The following is a 16,382-nucleotide window of genomic DNA, read 5'->3' on the forward strand; positions in this document are numbered from 1 at the left end:
CTCGGAGCGGGGTGCCGAAGGGCCGCTGGCTAGGCTCGCGGCATGGATGACCGTACGAGACGTACGCCCGGCTGCTCCGCGCCACAGGAGACGGCCGAGACCGCCCCGGGCCCGCGCCAGGCCGGGACCACGGAGCCAGTGGGGGCGGCCGGGCCGGTCGAGGCGGTCGGTCCGACCGGCGGGCCCGGCGCCGTGGGCCCGCCGTTCGCCGACTGCGTCGCGTGCGGCGAACCCACCGAATACCCGGCCGAGCGGCCGGGCGCGACGCTGTGCCCCGTCTGCGAGTGGCAGGAGGCGCAGCGCTCGGCCTGCTCCGGCTGAGCCGCCTGCCAACAGGCGCCGGAGATGTCCGCGTGCCACCCGGGCGTGGGTCTCCGCAGCCGCGTCGAGATTCGCGCGCGTCCTCGTGCGCTTCGGGCCGGGACCTCGCGCGGTGCCGTGTCAGCGGGCCCGGCCCGAGAACCGGCGCATGCACGGCCGTTCGACCGCCGCGTAGAGCAGCCATGACGCGAGCAGCACGATCGGGAGGGCCGTCCACACGGCCGACGCCGTGGTGAACCCGTGCTCGGTGAGGATGTGGTGGGCGAGCACGAGCAGCTGGAGGTGGACGAGGTAGCAGGCGTACGACATCTGCCCCAGGAAGACCAGTGCCGGCAGCCGCAGCGGTGACGCCCGCCCCGTGAGGTCGAGTTGTGCGATCGCGGACACCAGCAGGACCAGCGGAAGCGTGGTGACCGCGGTGTACATGAACGCGTCGGGCAGGTGCAGATACTCGGGAACGACCGTCAGTGTGCCGACGACCAGCGCCCCGGCGGGCAGGGCGCCGACAGGAGGAACTCTCCTGCCGAGGATGGCCAGTCGCGCCGCGACCATGCCGAGGACGAACTGGGGAAGACGTGTGAGAGGCAGCAGGTACAGGAACCAGTAGCCGTGCGAGCCGAAATGGTCCTCACCCAGCGTGTCCGGGGAAATGAGTAGCGCGCTGACCACCGGCAGCACGCACAGCGCACCGAGCATCCCGGCGGCGACCGCCAGCAGCCCGCGCGGGGACAGCCGGATGAGCAGTGTCTGAAGCCAGGGGAAGAGCAGATAGAACAGGACGTCGGCGCCCAGTGACCAACTCACTGGATTTCCGGCGGACATGTACTCCCCCTCGAACACCCAGGGGTTCACCAGGAGGAGGGCGGCCGCGTTGGCCGCTGTGCCGGGAGCATCCGGAGCGAGGAGGCCCGTGCCGAGCCAGGCGGTCACCAGGAGAGCGGTGCCCCAGGTCAGCACGTGACTGGGCAGAATCCTCGCGGCACGCCGCCGCCAGAACGCCCGCGCGCTGTCGCCCGGTCGCGCGGAGTAGGTCAGCACGTAGCCGCTGAGGACGAAGAAGAGGGACAGCGCGCTTGTCCCGACCCAGACCGGGACGCCTTCCACGAAGCCGGAGATCTCGCCCGCGACCACCAGTGCGTGCAGATAGAGCACGCCCCCGGCGGCGATGAACCGAAGCCCGGTCAGTGAGGGCAACTGGGCGTGGGCATGCGGGCGCGACGGTGCGGGATCGCGCCGGGGCGGTGTCGGCGACTCGGCGGCCGGCGCCGACTCCGCGGCATGTGCTTCGCTCATTCAGTGCTCCTCCTGATCGTCACAGCCCGGTGGTAGTGCCCTCGCGCCGTCCGGCACCGGTGGTCGCACCCTCGCCGTCGCGTCCGGGTCACGCGCACGCGGGCGCGGGCGCGGGTGCGTGACCGTCTAGGCGGCCGTCACCGCCCGGCGGTGTGGCGACGCGGACCTACCAGGGACCCGAGCGGGGCTTCCGCGGGGTGGCGCGCTCGTATCAGCGGGATGGCGCGCGGCGGGCCGGGCGCGGACAGGCGCGTAGCCGCAGGCCGCGCGGATTCATCACCAGCCCCAGACTGGGGTGGACGGCCGTGCCGGGCTCCTGCTTCAGGCGCCAGCGGCTCAGCAGGGCGGAGAGGGCGATCACAGCCTCCGTACGGGCGAAGACCGCGCCGATGCACATGGTCGGGCCCGCGCCGAAGGGCACGTAGCCGGCGGAGGGCACGGTGGTGGAGCGGCCGGCCCACCGTTCCGGGTCGAACCGCCATGGGTCCGACCATGTCCTGTGGTCGTGCTGCAGCTGGTAAGGGGAGACGAAGATGTCGGTGCCCGCCGGGAAGCGGTGGTCGCCGAGGTCCACCTCCCGAATGGTGCGGCGGTACGTCAGCCACACCGGAGGGGTGTGGCGCAGGGCTTCCGCGAAAAGCGCGTGGGCGAAGGGCATCTGAGGCAGGTCCCGCATGGTGGCCGTGCGTCCGCCGAGCACCGTGTCGAGTTCCTCATGCAGGCGTCTCTCGTGGTCCGGATGGCGGGTGAGCCAGTAGAACAGCCAGATGATGGCGGTAGCCGTCGTCTCGGTCCCGGCCCACAGAAAGGTGATGACCTGGTCCCGCAGCTGCTCGTCGGTGAAGGGCGCGTCCTCGCCGTCGCTGCTGCCTTTCATCAGAGCGGTCATCAGTCCTTTGGACCCGGTGTCGGCGCGAGCGGACCGCACGGCCCGCGTGCAGTGGTCCTGGAGCGCGGCCACGTCCGCCCGGAAGCGCCGGGTGGCCGGCAGGGGCAGCCGCCTGACCCGCTCGGGCAGGAGCATCAGCTGGTACTGGCCCTTGGTGGTGAGGCGGTCGAGAACGCCCGTCATCTTGTCGACGAGCGTCAGTTCGAAGGAGGGCAGCAAGGCCCGGATGATCACTCGTTGGGTGAACCGGGTCATGGCCCGCGCGATGTCGAGCACCTCTCCCGGTCGCCAGGAGTCGGCCAGCCGCTCGGCCTCCGCGCCCATCATGGCGGCCGCCTCACCGATCCGCTGGTGAGTGAAGGCCGGTTGCAGCATTCTTCGGTGCGGACGGTGCTCCTGGCCCGGGCACATGGCCAGCCCGTTGCCCATCATCTCCCGCATGCGTTCGGCCGCGCCCCCGCTCCTGTCGAAGTCGTCCATGGTGGTCAGGACCGTGTGCGCGAGGTGCGGATCAGTGATCAGATAACCCCGGCGGGGTCCCAGACTGAGCCCGTACACCCCCGGGTCGGCGATGCTCCACTGGCGCAGCGTGCCCACCGGGTAGCGCCCCACCGCCAGCGCGTGACCGAGCACCGGGGTGAAGCCGGGGGCCATGGGTACGGTGGGTCGCTGCTGCCGTGCGATCGTCATGTCGTTCACGCGCTCTCCCTCGCAGCGGGCGGGTGTTCTCTCTCCCCAGTGGGGGGTAGATCGACCGCGTGCGGAATCGGCGTGCGGAAGCCTCGCGGAGCGTTCATTCGCCGGCTGCTGTTCTGCTGGCGCCCCTGAGATCCCCTAGCGGGCATCCCCCTCCAGGGGGCCGCGAAGGGGGGACGGGGATAGGGGGGAGGGAACGGGCGGGCCGCCGACCGTCACACGCCGCCCGCGCGGCGCGCGGACGGCGTGCGAGCCCACTGCGCGGCGAGAGCGATCCTCTCCACGGCATCCGCGGGCGGCAGGGCTACGGGCAGGGCTACCGGGCAGGGCTACGCCGGGTGGCCTGGCGCTCGGCCCGCTCCGGCTGATCCGCCCCGCCACCCGCGCCCCGGACCACGCGCCGCGTCACCGGCGAGCCCGGGGCCCGGGGCTACGGGGCCGCCTGACCGGCGGCTCGCGCCGAGCGGGTCAGCGCCAGGGGCCGGTCACCGCGAAGGTCGTACCGGGCGTGTAGCAGTTGACGTACATGGTCCGGTGGTCAGGAGAGAAGGTGACCCCCGCGAACTCACCCCACTCCGGCTCCTCCGGGGTGCCGATGTTCTGGCGGCCGCGCGCCATCGGGTAGACCTCGCCGCGCCGCGACAGCCCGTAGACGTGCTGTCCTCCGCCACCGTCCTCACAGACCATCAGGCCGCCGCTGGGCGCGAGGGTGATGTTGTCCGGGGACTCGCCGGGCAGCTGGATGTCGGTGCTGGGGCCGAAGACGATCACCAGGGTGAGGCTGCCCCTGCGGGGGTCGTACCGCCAGATCTGCCCGAAGTGGTCGGCCGCGGAGCCGTCGGAGCTCTTGGCGAAGCTGGAGACGAAGTAGACGCAGCTCCCGCCCCAGTAGCAGCCTTCGAGCTTCTGCGCGTGGGTGATGCCGCCCTTGCCGAAGTCCTGGAACCTGATGGGCGTCTCCTTGGCCAGCGGGTCGGGGACCGGCACCCACTCGACACGGTGGAACGTCGTGCCGGTCTCCTGGATCGCGGACAGGTCCGGCACACCGGGAACGCGCATCGCTTCCAGCCTGCCGCCCGCACGCAGCGATCCGCGCCCGCCTAGGGGCTTCTGCGGAAGGAAGCGGTAGAAGAGCCCGAAGGGGCGCTCGAAGGCGTCCTCGGTCTCGTAGACGACGCCGCACCCGGGGTCGATGGCGATGGCCTCGTGCTGGAACCGGCCCATCGCGGTGAGCGGCACGGCGCCGGTGCGGCGCGGGTCGTACGGGTCGACCTCGAAGATGAAGCCGTGGTCCTTGGTATAGCCGTTCGTTCCGGCCTTGTCCTCGGTCTCCTCGCAGGTCAGCCACGTGTGCCAGGGGGTCGGGCCGCCCGCGCAGTTGACGGCGGTCCCGGCGATGGCGACCCGCTCGCCCAGCACGCGGTTGTCCCGGTCGAGCGCGAGGGCCGTGCAGCCGCCCATGCCCTCAGGGTCGTAGGTCAGCCCCTCGACGGCGGGGACGCGGATCTTGGCGTCGACGCGGTTCTCGTGGTTGCGGACGAGACGGGTATGGGCACGGCCGTTCGCCGCGGGCCCCGGGTAGCCGGGGGAGCCAGGGAAGGCAGCCATGCCGTCGTGGTTGCTGGGAACCTCGCCCTCACCGGAGCGCAACGGGTCTCCCTCTCGGGAGAGCACCTGGTAGCGGAAACCTTTCGGCAGATCCAGCAGCCCGTCCGGGTCAGGGATCAGCGGCCCGTAGCCGCCCGTCGGCTGAGCGGCGGCCGCCGTTCCGGCGAAGAGCTCCGAGATGCTGCCGGCGAACGCGATCCCGGCGCCCAGCGCACCGGTACGGGCAAGGACCTGGCGTCGTGACGTAGACATGCTGTGACTCCCTGTTGGCGGACAGGTGTGAAGTGATCGCATGTGTGTACCACGCAGGGGGGCGCTCGGGAACTCTTCGCGTCGCGGACCCCGCCGATGGTCCAGTGCCGATGGTCCAGCGGCGACGGGTCCGTGCCGATGTTCCAGCGGCGATGATCCAGTACTGATGGTTCGGCGGCGCCGTCGGCGTCGGTGCTGCCGCCGCTGCCGTCCGCGGCCGGGCGGCAGGACCGCGGCGGGCGGGTGGCGCCGGCGCGGGGCCGCCGGTCCGTCAGGCGCCGTGCCGACCCGCGCCCCGTCCCGGCCCCGGCGCCCACGTCCCGTCGCGCACCCGCCCCGTGCTCCGTCCCCGTGTCCGGCGCTACGACTCCGTCAGGCTCTTCGCGTCGCGCGCGAGTGCCGTCAGCCGGGAGATGGCCCGGTAGTACTTCTTACGGTAGCCGCCGTTCAGCATCTCGTCGCTGAACAGCTCGTCGAACGGCACCCCGGAGGCGAGGACCGGCACTTCGCGGTCGTAGAGCCGGTCGGCCAGGACGACCAGCCGCAGCGCGGTCGACTGGTCGGGTACGGGCTTCACACCGGTCAGGCACACGGCGTGCAGGCCGTCGCACATGGCCCCGTACCGGCTCGGGTGGACCGTCGAGAGGTGGCCGAGCAGCGAGGGGAAGTCGTCGAGGGAGGCGCCGGGGGTGCGGTAGGCGGCCTTGGTGACCGTCTCGTCGGAGTACGGCCGCGGGGCCTCGGGCAGGCCCCGGTGCCGGTAGTCCTCACCGTCGATCCGCAGCGGCAGGAAGTGTGCCGACAGCCCCTGTATCTCCCGGAGGAAGTCGGCGGAGGCGAAACGTCCCTCGCCGAGCTTCCCCGGCAGCGTGTTGGAGGTGGCGGCGAGCGCCACACCCGCGTCCACGAGCTTGCCGAGCAGGGTGGAGACGAGGACGGTGTCGCCCGGGTCGTCCAGTTCGAACTCGTCGATGCACAGCAGCCGGTGATCACTCAGGGTCCGCACCGTCTGCTGGAAGCCGAGGGCGCCCACCAGGTTCGTCAGCTCCACGAAGGTGCCGAACGCCTTACGGTCGGCGGCGGCCGGGGTGGCGTGCCACAGCGAGGCCAGCAGGTGGGTCTTGCCGACGCCGTAGCCGCCGTCGAGGTAGACGCCACGCGGGCCGCCGGTGGCCGCGGGCTTCGCCCCCCGCCGGAACCAGCGCTTGCGTCCGCCGTCGGCCGCGCTCGCTCCGCCTCCCAGCCGGGCGGCGAAGTCGCGCAGGACGTGGACGGCCTGGGCCTGGCTCGGCTGGTTCGGGTCGGGGAGGTAGTTGTCGAAGCTCACCACCCCGAAACGAGGTGGCGGCACCATCTCGGCGACCAGCCGGTCGGCGGGGACATGTGGTGCGCGAGAGGTCAGTGCCGCGGGGCCCTCGTCGGTCGCCGTACCCGGTATTCGGTCGGCGGACCCAGAGCTCGCGGCTGACTCGGCGGCGGTGGAAGAAGACACGACCATTCAGCCTAGTCGCTCCGCACGGGGGGTCCGCCCGTAGAGGGACCCATGTCACACTGCCGCCATGCGACGCCTGTTCCCCGTACCCCCCGCACCGTCGGACCTCGAAGACCGCGAGTGGTCACTGGAGGAGCTGGCGGACGCGTACGCCTACCCCGGCGCGGACGGCGACGGCGCGCCCCCCGCCCAGGCGGGGGAGGCCGCTGCTCCCGGTGTCGGTCGCGCCGGGTGGCTCCGGGCGAACATGGTGTCCTCGCTGGACGGCGCGGCCTATCACGACGGCCGCTCACAGCCGCTGTCGTCCACGGCCGACATGCGTGTCTTCGGGGTCCTGCGCGGGCTTGCCGACGTGGTGCTCGTGGGCGCCGGGACGGTGCGCCAGGAGGGATACCGGCCCGCCCGCGCGCGGGAGGCTTTCGCGGCGCGCAGAGCGGCGCTCGGCCAGCCGCCCGCCCCGGCCGTCGCCGTCGTCAGCGCAAGCCTTGACCTGGACTTTTCGCTTCCGCTGTTCACCAAACCTCTCGTGCCGACCATCATCCTCACGGGTGAGGACGCGCCCGCCGAGCGGGTCGCCGCCGCGACGGCGGCCGGCGCTGAGGTGGTGCGCGCCGGGGAGGGGTCGCGGGTCGATCCCGGGCGGATCACCGGCGCGCTCGCCGAGCGGGGGATGACGCGGCTGCTGACGGAGGGCGGGCCGAGGCTGCTGGGGCAGCTCGTGGCGGCCGGGGCGCTGGACGAACTGTGCTTCTCGCTGGCGCCGCTCATCGCCTCCGGCGATGCGGCGCGCATCGTCAACGGGCCGGCGCTCGTAGTGCCGGAACGATTCTCCATCGCGTCCGTTATCGAGGAGGACGGTTTTCTGTTCACTCGCTACCGTCAGATCTGACAATCAGCGGAATTTACCGTTCCGGTTAGCTTCCGCTGGGCAGACTTGTGTCACGCGGCCCCGTTCGGGCACGCGCAGGATGGTTTCTGTTGGGGCCTTGTGGGCCTGTGGAGGAGAAGGGCGCCTGTCGTGTTCACGAGCGTATTGATGATCGAGCAGCCCCTGACGCCCGTAGATGTGGACTTCGTCGCCTCGCTGCACGGTGACGAACCCATCTCCTTCGTCGTCCTCATGCAGCCGCGCGGTGACCAGGACCGGCTCCTGCGCGCGATCGACGACGTGGCGCTCGGTGAGCTGGACAGAGTCGTGCAGGAGGCCGACGAGCCGGAGGGTGAGGAGGCGGTAGGGCCCGCCGGGCGCGCTCTCACGCACTCCCTGGAAGCGCTGCGAGCCTCGGGCAATGAGGCCGTCGGCCAGGTCATCGAGCGGCATCCGCTCGACCTGCTGCGGTCCGTCGTGGAGGAGACGGGAGCGGACGAGGTCATCGTGCTGACCGCCCCGCACTTCGTCGAGGAGTTCTTCCACCGCGACTGGGCCTCCCGGGCCCGCCACAAGGTCGGCGTCCCGGTCCTCAAGCTCTTCTCGCACGCGCCTGACGAGGAAGCGGAGACCGGCGAGGCCTGACACGCGCGCCCGGCGGGCGCGCGTGTGACGCGCGCGGTGCCGTACGCCGTGTCCGGCGGATCGCGCGGGGGTCCCTGTCCGTGTGTCGTGGAGTGCGGGTGCGTCGTGACTGGCCGCGCGGTTCCCCGCGCCCCTGACGGGGCGCACCCTTTCGCTGTGCCAGGGCTGCTTCCCCTGGGCCTGGCGGCCTGGAAGGCCCATGCGCGGCCCGATGCCCGGGCACGCATGATCCGCCGTACACCCCCGTAGGGGAGTGCCTTGGTGGGCGTGTCCGCGATGGGACGGCGCCCGGGCTCGCAGTGCGGGGCGGGGCGGCGCTGCCCGCGCCCGGGCTGACGACCTGAGCTTGGGCTCCGGCGTGCGTTCCGCGCGCCCAGCGGTTGGCCGTCTGCCCGCGCGCGGTACCGCCCCAGCGCGCCCCGCGGCCCCCCACGAGTCCGCTGACGCGCTCCGCAGCGCACGAGGGAGCTCCGTGCGCGCCTCGTCGTGTCAGCTGGTCGCTGGTCCGTACGTGGCTGCGTCGCCCGGGTTGCCCGGCTCGCCCGGCTCGCCCGCAGCCGGGGCAGACGCCCGCCGCCCGGCCCGGAGCCCTGCCCGGCGGATGGCGCGTGGGGCGGGCCCGCCGCATGGTGTGCGGCCGCGGGCCGGTGTGTCGGTGTGAGGTGCGAGAATCTTGGCCGGGGACGGCTGTTACCGGCCGCCCCGCACCGACCGGCGGCCCGCAGGGGCTGCTCACAGCTACCACCAGGGAGAACCGCGATGGCACCGGCGGGCTTCGGCTCCGAAGACGCAGCGCGGCACGAAGCGGCGGCCCATGCGACCGCCGTGGCCGACGCGCCGACCGAAGCCGGTGCGCGGGGCGGCCCTGCCGCCCTGGAGCGCCCGCACTTCATCGGCATCGGCGGTGCCGGGATGTCCGGCATCGCCAGGATTCTGGCCATGCGCGGCGCCCAGGTCGCCGGCAGTGACGCCCGCGAGTCGGCCACCGCCGCGTCGCTGCGCGCGCTGGGCGCGACCGTGCACATCGGACACGCCGCCGAGCACCTGGCGGAGGGCACCACGAGCGTGGTCGTCTCCAGCGCCATCAGGGACGACAACCCGGAGCTCGTCGCCGCCGCCGAGCGCGGCATCCCCGTCGTGCACCGTTCGGACGCGCTCGCCGCGCTGATGACGGACCGCCGCGCGATCGCCGTCGCCGGCACCCACGGCAAGACCACCACGACCTCGATGCTCGCGGTCTCCCTCGGCACGCTCGGTGCCGACCCCTCGTACGCCATCGGCGGTGACCTGGACGTCCCCGGTTCCAACGCCCAGCACGGCGGCGGCGAGATCTTCGTCGCCGAGGCGGACGAGAGCGACCGCAGCTTCCACAAGTACGCGCCAGAGGTCGCGATCGTCCTCAACGTGGAGCTCGACCACCACGCCAACTACGCGTCGATGGACGAGATCTACGAGTCCTTCGAGACGTTCGTCGGCCGCGTCCGTCCCGGCGGCACGCTCGTCATCGCCGCCGACCAGGCCGGGGCACGCGAGCTGACCGCCCGCGTCAGCGGCCGCCACGACATCGAGGTCATCACCTACGGCGAGGCCGAGGACGCGGACGTCCGCGTCCTCAAGGTGAAGGCGCGCGGTCTGACCAGCGAGGTCACTGTCTCGCTCAGCAACGGCAAGCTGCTCACGTTCGCCGTCTCCGTGCCGGGCCGCCACTACGCGCACAACGCCGTCGCCGCCCTCGCCGCGGGCATCGCCATGGGCCTGCCCGCGCACAACCTGGCCTCGGCCCTCGGCTCGTACACCGGTGTCAACCGCCGCCTCCAGCTCCGGGGCACCGAGGGCGGCGTGCAGGTCATCGACTCCTACGCGCACCACCCCACCGAGATCGCCGCCGATCTGGAGGCCATCAGGGGTGGCGCCGGGGACGGCCGGGTGCTGGTCGTCTTCCAGCCGCACCTGTTCAGCCGGACGCAGGAGCTGGGCACCGAGATGGGCGAGGCACTGACGCTCGCCGACGCGGCCGTCGTCCTCGACATCTACCCCGCCAGGGAAGACCCGATCGAGGGCGTCAGCAGTGCGCTCATCATCGACGCGGCGACGGCGAAGGGCGCGGACGCGCGGGCCGAGCACGCCAAGGACGCGGTCCCCGACGTGATCGCGGGAATGGCGAAGCCCGGTGATCTCGTTCTCACCATGGGCGCGGGCGACGTGACGGACCTCGGTCCGCAGATCCTGGCCCGCCTGGCGCACTGACCGGGCCAGGCGAGGTACCGAATCTTCGAGAGGCGGGCGAGATGTCCTACGAGGTCGAGAAGCCGGACGAGCAGTGGCGCGCGGAGCTGTCCCTCGCGGAGTACCAGGTGCTGCGCCAGGCGGGCACCGAGCCCGCCTTCCGGGGCGAGTACACCGACACCAAGACCGCAGGGGTCTACTCCTGCCGGGCGTGCGGGGCCGAGCTGTTCCGGTCGACCGAGAAGTTCGAGAGCCACTGCGGCTGGCCGAGCTTCTACGACCCGAAGGACTCCTCCGCCGTCGAGCTGATCGAGGACCGGTCGCACGGCATGGCCCGTATCGAGGTGCGCTGCGCGCGCTGCGGCTCCCACCTGGGCCACGTCTTCGAGGGCGAGGGCTACCCCACCCCCACCGACCAGCGGTACTGCGTCAACTCCATCTCGCTGCGCCTGGAGTCGGCGGAGGACTGAGCCGGACGGGGCCGGCAGGCGCGGGACTCCCCGGCCTTCCTGCCCCGGTCAGCCGCCGCCCACGGCGGCTCGGGGCTCACCCGCACCGCAGCACCGCCGCCGACTCGGCGGGCAGCCGCAGCGGGTCACCAGGGCCGGGCAGCGGCACCGGACACCAGGCGGCCAGGACCTCGGTGGGCCGTGGGCCCGAGCCGAGTGGCAGGGCGACCGGCGCGCCGGTCGGGTTGACGGCGACGCACAGCGGGCCCCGGCGCAGCACGGTCGTCAGGTCCGGGCGCACGGTCACGGTGGTGGCCGACAGGTCCGCCCTGGCGACGGCGGGCTCCGCGTGGCGCAGCGCGATCAGCCGGCGGTGCCAGGCGAGCAGCGCGGCGTGCGGTTCCCGGCCGGGCTCGGCCCAGTCGAGGCAGGACCGCAGGCGGGTCGCCGGGTCCTGCGGGTCGGGGATGTCCTCGGTCGCCCAGCCGTGCTCGGCGAACTCCCGGCGGCGGCCGGTGCGCACGGCTTCGGCCAGCTCGGGGTCCGTATGGTCGGTGAAGTACTGCCACGGCGTCGTGGCGCCCCATTCCTCGCCCATGAAGAGCATCGGCGTGAACGGCGAGCACAGGACGAGCGCCGCCACGCAGGCCAGCAGTCCCGGGGAGAGCTGGGCCGAGAGCCGGTCGCCGAGCGCCCGGTTGCCCACCTGGTCGTGGGTCTGGGCATAGCCGAGCAGCCGGTACGCGGGCGTGGCGCGGTCCAGGGGCAGCCCGTGGGAGCGGCCCCGGAACGTGGAGTATTCGCCGTCGTGGAAGAAGCCGCCGCGCAGCGTCTTGGCGAGGGCGTACGCGCGGTCGGCGGCGAAGTCCGCGTAGTAGCCCTGGGATTCCCCGGTGAAAGCGGCGTGCAGGGCATGGTGGAAGTCGTCATTCCACTGTGCGTCCATACCCTGGCCGCCGGAGGCGCGCGGGGCGGTGGTCGCGGGGTCGTTGAGGTCGGACTCGGCGATGAGGAACAGCGGCCGCCCGAGCTGGCCCGCCAGCCCTTCGACGGCGGCGGACAGTTCGGTGAGGAAGTGCCGGGGGCGGGTGTCGCGGAGCGCGTGGACGGCGTCCAGGCGCAGCCCGTCGAGGTGGTAGTCGCGCAGCCAGCTGAGGGCGCTGCCGGTCAGGTAGGCGCGCACCTCGTCGGAGCCGGGGGCGTCCAGATTGACGGCGGCGCCCCACGGCGTGTGGTGGGTCTCGGTGAAGTACGGGCCGTAGGCGGGCAGGTGGTTACCGGAGGGCCCCAGGTGGTTGTGTACGACGTCGAGCACGACACCAAGACCGAGACCGTGCGCCGTGTCGACAAAGCGCTTCAGTCCCTCCGGCCCGCCATAGGGTTCGTGGACCGCCCACGGGCAGACGCCGTCATAGCCCCAGCCGTGCGTTCCCGGGAAGGGGTTGACCGGCATCAGCTCCACATGGGTCACCCCCAAATCGGCCAGCCGCGGCAGGCGTTCGGCGGCGGCGTCGAAGGTGCCGTCCTCCGTGAAGGTGCCGATGTGCGCCTCGTACAGGACAGCCCCGGGCAGCGGGCGGCCGGGCCACTCCCGCCAGGCGTGCAGGGAGTGGTCCACCACCGCGCTGAGCCCGTCGGGGCCGTCCGGCTGCCGGAGCGAGCGCGGGTCGGGGAGCGCCGGCCCACCGTCGAGCGCGAAGCCGTACCGCGTGCCGTCCGCGGCCTCCGCCTCAGCCCGCCACCAGCCCACGCGGTCCGGATCGCGCTCCATGGCCGACGCGTCCCCCGCCACGTGAAGCGCGACCTGCCGTGCGTGGGGTGCCCATACCTCGAACAGCACTGGCGGCTCCTTCTCGTGCTGGCTGGTGGTTCTGGCTCGCCCTGGCCCCGGTTCCGGCGCCTGTGGCGCACGACCATCGTGCGGGAGGCCGGGGCCCCCGCGCAGCAGGGCGTGTGCCACAGCGACCATCAGGCGCTCGCCGGGCGCCTGATGGTGCTCACCGGTGCCGTGTCAGCGGCTCGCGCCACTGACACGGCACCCCGTCGGCCGGAACGACGTTACCGGCCGACGGCCTGTCAGTTCTTCGGCTGTGGCCACTCGAAGTAGGCGCGCTCCTGGGTGACCGGATACCCGGCTTTGGCGAAGTTCGCCGCCATCGGGTGGTTGCCGTGGTCGGTCTCCGCCACGATCCGCGTCACGCCCGTGTCGGCCAGCACCCGGGTGCAGTCGGCGAGCAGGTCGTACGCGTACCCGTGGCCGCGCCACTCCGGGACCACGCCGATCAGCCCGATCACCGGGGCCGTCTGGTTACGGGCCGGAACGTGCAGTCCCACCAGTTCGCCTTCGGGTGTCCACGCCGTACGCCACCACTCGCGGGGGGACGGGCACCAGTGGAAGAAGTCCATGTCCTCCTGCGCCGCCGCGTCATGCCCCGATGCGGCGATGGTACGGCGGGCGTGCGCGTCCAGAGTGCCGTGCTGGACACGGCGCAGCACCGCGAGGATCTTCGCGTCGTCGGGCTCGGGCCTGAACTCCAGCCGCCCCGGCTGCTCGGGCACCCCGCACGCGGGCGTCCAGGTGTAGCGGTAGCGGTCGACCAGCCGGCTCATCCCGGCGGCCTCAGCGGCCTCCATACGGGCCAGCGCGGCGGCCCGTACCGCCGGATCGTCCTGCCAGCGCGGCGGCATCAGCAGGGCGTAGTCCGCCCGCAGCGGGGCGGCACGCAACAGCTCCACGGCCGCTTCGGCGTCGGTGAAGTCGAACCAGTCGAGCGCGATGGGCGCTTCGTCGCCGGGCCCCGCCCACCAGGCGGCGCGGGCGACCACGACGCCGTCGCGCAGCGCGACCCAGGTCCACTCGGGCCGGTACTCACCACCGGCGGTGACGGTGGCGTAAGCACGGTCGAAGGGGGCATGGCCGACCAGTCCGGGGTCGGGCAGGGTGTGGAAAAGATGAGCGTCGTTCTCGGAGAGCTGACGAATGACCAACTTGGTCATGGGGGTCCTTCCAGGAAAGCGGTGCGCTCCCGGTCAGACGGCGTCAGACGAAGGCGGCCCTGCGGACGGGGCGGGAGCGCTGAGTGAAGGTGATGACATACATGGCTCCGGCCTCCTTCCTGATCAAGGGCGTATCCGCACTCTAGACACGCTCTTGACGGCGTGTCCAGGGATTAAGACCAAGGTGCTGACCAGGTACTGATCGGCGGGTCGATGTGGTCACGCTCGGTGGCGAGACGGTCGAGCAGCCCGGACGCGATGTGGTCGGTTCCGAACGTCGATGACGCTTGATCGCACGGCAAAGCACGGAGCACGGAGCACGGAGCACGGAGCCACGGGGCACGGAGCGACGCCTGGGTGCCACGCGCGCCCGCGCGCGTGTCCGTCTCCGCCCCCCGCTCCCGCCCCCCGCTCCCGCCCCCCGCTCCCGCCTCCTCGTTCGCGCGAGGGCCCGTCGCGGGCGCTTACGAGCCGCCGTCGAGCAGACCCGCGTCGTGGGCCAGCAGCGCGATCTGGACCCGGTTGTTGAGGTCGAGCTTGGTCAGGATGCGCGAGACATGCGTCTTGACCGTGGCGACGCTCATGTACAGCGCGGCGCCGATCTCCGCGTTCGACTTGCCCTCGCCGACGGCCAGGGCGACCTCGCGCTCCCGGTCGTTCAGCTGCTCCAGCAGGTCCCGCGCCCGGCTGCGCCGCAGTTGCGGCCCGGACCCGGCGACATGCCCGATCAGCTGCTGGGTCACCGCCGGAGAGAGCACGGGGTCGCCGGCGGCGACCCGGAGGACGGCCGCGACGATCTCAGCGGGCGGCGTGTCCTTCAGAAGGAAGCCCGCCGCCCCGGCGCGCAGCGCCCGTAGGACATGTTCGTCGGCGTTGAACGTCGTCAGCACGATGACCTCCGGCGGAGCTTTCCGCTTCCGCAGCTCCTCCGTCGCGGCCAGTCCGTCCAGCGTGGGCATCCTGATGTCCATCAGGACGACGTCGGGGGAGAACCGGTCCACCAGCGGGGCGACCTCGGTTCCGTCGGCGGCCTCGGCGACGATCTCCACGTCGGGGGAGCCGCCGAGCATCAGCCGCAGCCCCGTGCGGACCAGCGGATCGTCGTCGACGAGGAGTACGCGTACGGGCTGCGAGGCGGGAGCGTTCATGAGGGCCACGGTAGCCAGGCGCGCAGCAGGAAGCCGCCGTCGGCGGTGACCCCGCTCTCCAGGCGCCCGCCCGCCAGCGAGGCGCGCTCGGCCAGTCCGATCAGCCCCTGCCCGGCTCCGGGGATCGGTTCCGGGCCTGACGCGGAAGGCCGCTCCGGGGCCGCTCCGGAAGTCCGCCCGGGGCGGGCCGCGCCCCGTAGCGGCGTGGCGGACGCGCGCTGCGGCGCCCCGTTGGACACCTCGACGGTCAGCCCGCGCGCGGGCGCGCCCGTCACCGCGACCGTGACCTCCGTGTCCGGCGCGTGCTTCCGCGCGTTGGTCAGGCCCTCCTGAACGATCCGGTAGGCCGTGCGCCCCGTCGCCACCGGCACCGCGCCCCGCTCCTCGGTCTCGTCCCGCAGGCTCACCCGCATCGCCGCCTGCCGGGACTCCTCCACCAAGCGTGGCAGGTCCGCCAGCGTGGGCTGGGGCCGGTTCGGGGCGGCGCCCGTGTCGCTCGCGGCCGCGGCGTCCGGGGCCGCCGCGGCGAGCGCGTCGGCGCTCGTTCCCGGGTCGGCGGTCGCCCCGCCCGGCGCGGACGGTTCGCCGATCGGGGCCCGCAGCACTCCGATCACGTCCCGCAGGTCCTCCAGCGCCTGGTGGGCGCTGTCCCGGATGACTCCCGCCGCCTTGGCGACGTCCTCGGGTGGCGCGTCGGGACGGTACTCCAGCGCCCCCGCGTGCACGCTCAGGAGCGACAGCCGGTGCGCGAGCACGTCGTGCATCTCGCGGGCGATGCGTTCGCGGGTGAGCCGCTGCGCGCGTTCGGCACGCAGCGCCGCCTCCGACTCCGCCCGGTGCGCCCGCTCGCGCAGCGAGAGCAGCAGCTGCCGCCGGGAGCGTACGAACATGCCCCAGCCGATGACGCCGTTGTAGATCAACGCGCCGATGACCACGGAGCCGACGTAGCCCAGGGTCGGGTCGGGGTGCACCGAGCTGTTGACCAGTCCGCAGGCGAAGGCCAGACCGCCGACGAGCGCGACGGTGCGGAACGGCCGGTGCACGGCGACCGTGAACACGGCCACCAGCGTCGGGCCGACCACGAAGTGCGAGACCGTCGACAGCAGCAGCAACACCACGGCGAGGTGGACCGGCCACCGGCGGCGCAGCCACAGCGCCGCGCAGGCCAGCACGCCCGTCAGCTCGTCCAGGGCGAGAGCGTAGTCCGGTATGTCGGGATCGTTGACGACCGAGTCGGACGTCGACGCGGAGAACGCGGCCGCGAGGACGAAAAGGCAGATGTCCACCAGCCAGTCGCGCGCGCTGCGCCGGGCGGCCGGGGACCGGGAGGAGACCGCGTCCACCGCGTTGTCTGCCGCCGCCGTCGGCGAACCCACCGGCGACGGCGTATGCGAGCCGTTCATACCGGCGAATCTACTGACCGCCTCACCCTCCCGGACCGCTCAGCCGCAGGTCGGCTACCAAAGTCGTGCGGTCATAGACCTTCAGCCGACTGGTC

At 72.8% G+C, this 16,382-nt stretch carries 13 protein-coding genes; 5 read left to right on the forward strand and 8 right to left on the reverse strand.

Annotated elements, in window-relative coordinates:
* Positions 1-138: 138 nt before the first annotated feature.
* The gene (locus tag AC5P1B_RS28705; protein WP_493890886.1) at positions 139-321 is read left to right on the forward strand and encodes a hypothetical protein; all 183 of its coding nucleotides are present in this window, start codon (positions 139-141) and stop codon (positions 319-321) included.
* 120 nt (positions 322-441) lie between these two features.
* Here AC5P1B_RS28705 and AC5P1B_RS28710 read toward each other — a convergent pair whose 3' ends face one another.
* The 4 genes from AC5P1B_RS28710 to zapE form a co-directional block, all read right to left on the reverse strand.
* A complete protein-coding gene (locus AC5P1B_RS28710) occupies positions 442-1,614 on the reverse strand; it encodes an acyltransferase family protein (RefSeq protein WP_493890819.1) in 1,173 nt (390 codons plus the stop codon).
* A gap of 211 nt (positions 1,615-1,825) precedes the next feature.
* Positions 1,826-3,193, reverse strand: a complete 1,368-nt coding sequence (locus AC5P1B_RS28715) for a cytochrome P450 (protein ID WP_493890887.1) — start codon at positions 3,191-3,193, stop codon at positions 1,826-1,828.
* A gap of 474 nt (positions 3,194-3,667) precedes the next feature.
* Complete coding sequence (locus AC5P1B_RS28720; RefSeq protein ID WP_493890820.1) at positions 3,668-5,059, reverse strand: PhoX family protein; 1,392 nt, start codon at positions 5,057-5,059, stop codon at positions 3,668-3,670.
* Between the two features lie 361 nt (positions 5,060-5,420).
* A complete protein-coding gene (gene zapE, locus AC5P1B_RS28725) occupies positions 5,421-6,557 on the reverse strand; it encodes a cell division protein ZapE (protein WP_493890822.1) in 1,137 nt (378 codons plus the stop codon).
* Between the two features lie 61 nt (positions 6,558-6,618).
* Between zapE and AC5P1B_RS28730 the strand changes: the two genes are divergently transcribed.
* The 4 genes from AC5P1B_RS28730 (at position 6,619) to msrB (ending at position 10,760) form a co-directional block, all read left to right on the forward strand.
* A complete protein-coding gene (locus tag AC5P1B_RS28730; RefSeq protein WP_493890823.1) occupies positions 6,619-7,440 on the forward strand; it encodes a pyrimidine reductase family protein in 822 nt (273 codons plus the stop codon).
* 147 nt (positions 7,441-7,587) lie between these two features.
* Positions 7,588-8,064, forward strand: a complete 477-nt coding sequence (locus tag AC5P1B_RS28735; protein WP_493890889.1) for an indole-3-glycerol phosphate synthase — start codon at positions 7,588-7,590, stop codon at positions 8,062-8,064.
* 759 nt (positions 8,065-8,823) lie between these two features.
* On the forward strand, positions 8,824-10,311 hold the full coding sequence (gene murC, locus AC5P1B_RS28740) for a UDP-N-acetylmuramate--L-alanine ligase (protein WP_493890825.1): 1,488 nt from the start codon (positions 8,824-8,826) through the stop codon (positions 10,309-10,311).
* A 41-nt stretch (positions 10,312-10,352) separates the two neighbouring features.
* The gene (gene msrB, locus AC5P1B_RS28745; protein WP_493890826.1) at positions 10,353-10,760 is read left to right on the forward strand and encodes a peptide-methionine (R)-S-oxide reductase MsrB; all 408 of its coding nucleotides are present in this window, start codon (positions 10,353-10,355) and stop codon (positions 10,758-10,760) included.
* 76 nt (positions 10,761-10,836) lie between these two features.
* Here the strand turns inward: msrB and treZ are convergent, their stop codons facing one another.
* From treZ to AC5P1B_RS28765, 4 genes are all read right to left on the reverse strand, one after another.
* Positions 10,837-12,579 carry a malto-oligosyltrehalose trehalohydrolase gene (gene treZ, locus AC5P1B_RS28750; protein ID WP_493890827.1) on the reverse strand — a complete coding sequence of 581 codons (1,743 nt, stop codon included), beginning with the start codon at positions 12,577-12,579 and terminating at the stop codon, positions 10,837-10,839.
* Between the two features lie 236 nt (positions 12,580-12,815).
* Positions 12,816-13,736 carry a GNAT family N-acetyltransferase gene (locus AC5P1B_RS28755; RefSeq protein WP_493890828.1) on the reverse strand — a complete coding sequence of 307 codons (921 nt, stop codon included), beginning with the start codon at positions 13,734-13,736 and terminating at the stop codon, positions 12,816-12,818.
* A 464-nt stretch (positions 13,737-14,200) separates the two neighbouring features.
* The gene (locus tag AC5P1B_RS28760; protein WP_493890829.1) at positions 14,201-14,884 is read right to left on the reverse strand and encodes a response regulator; all 684 of its coding nucleotides are present in this window, start codon (positions 14,882-14,884) and stop codon (positions 14,201-14,203) included.
* Complete coding sequence (locus tag AC5P1B_RS28765; protein WP_493890830.1) at positions 14,881-16,287, reverse strand: sensor histidine kinase; 1,407 nt, start codon at positions 16,285-16,287, stop codon at positions 14,881-14,883. The genes AC5P1B_RS28760 and AC5P1B_RS28765 overlap by 4 nt, the downstream gene beginning before the upstream one ends.
* Positions 16,288-16,382 lie beyond the last annotated feature (95 nt).

Source organism: Streptomyces sp. A01 (assembly GCF_059026195.1).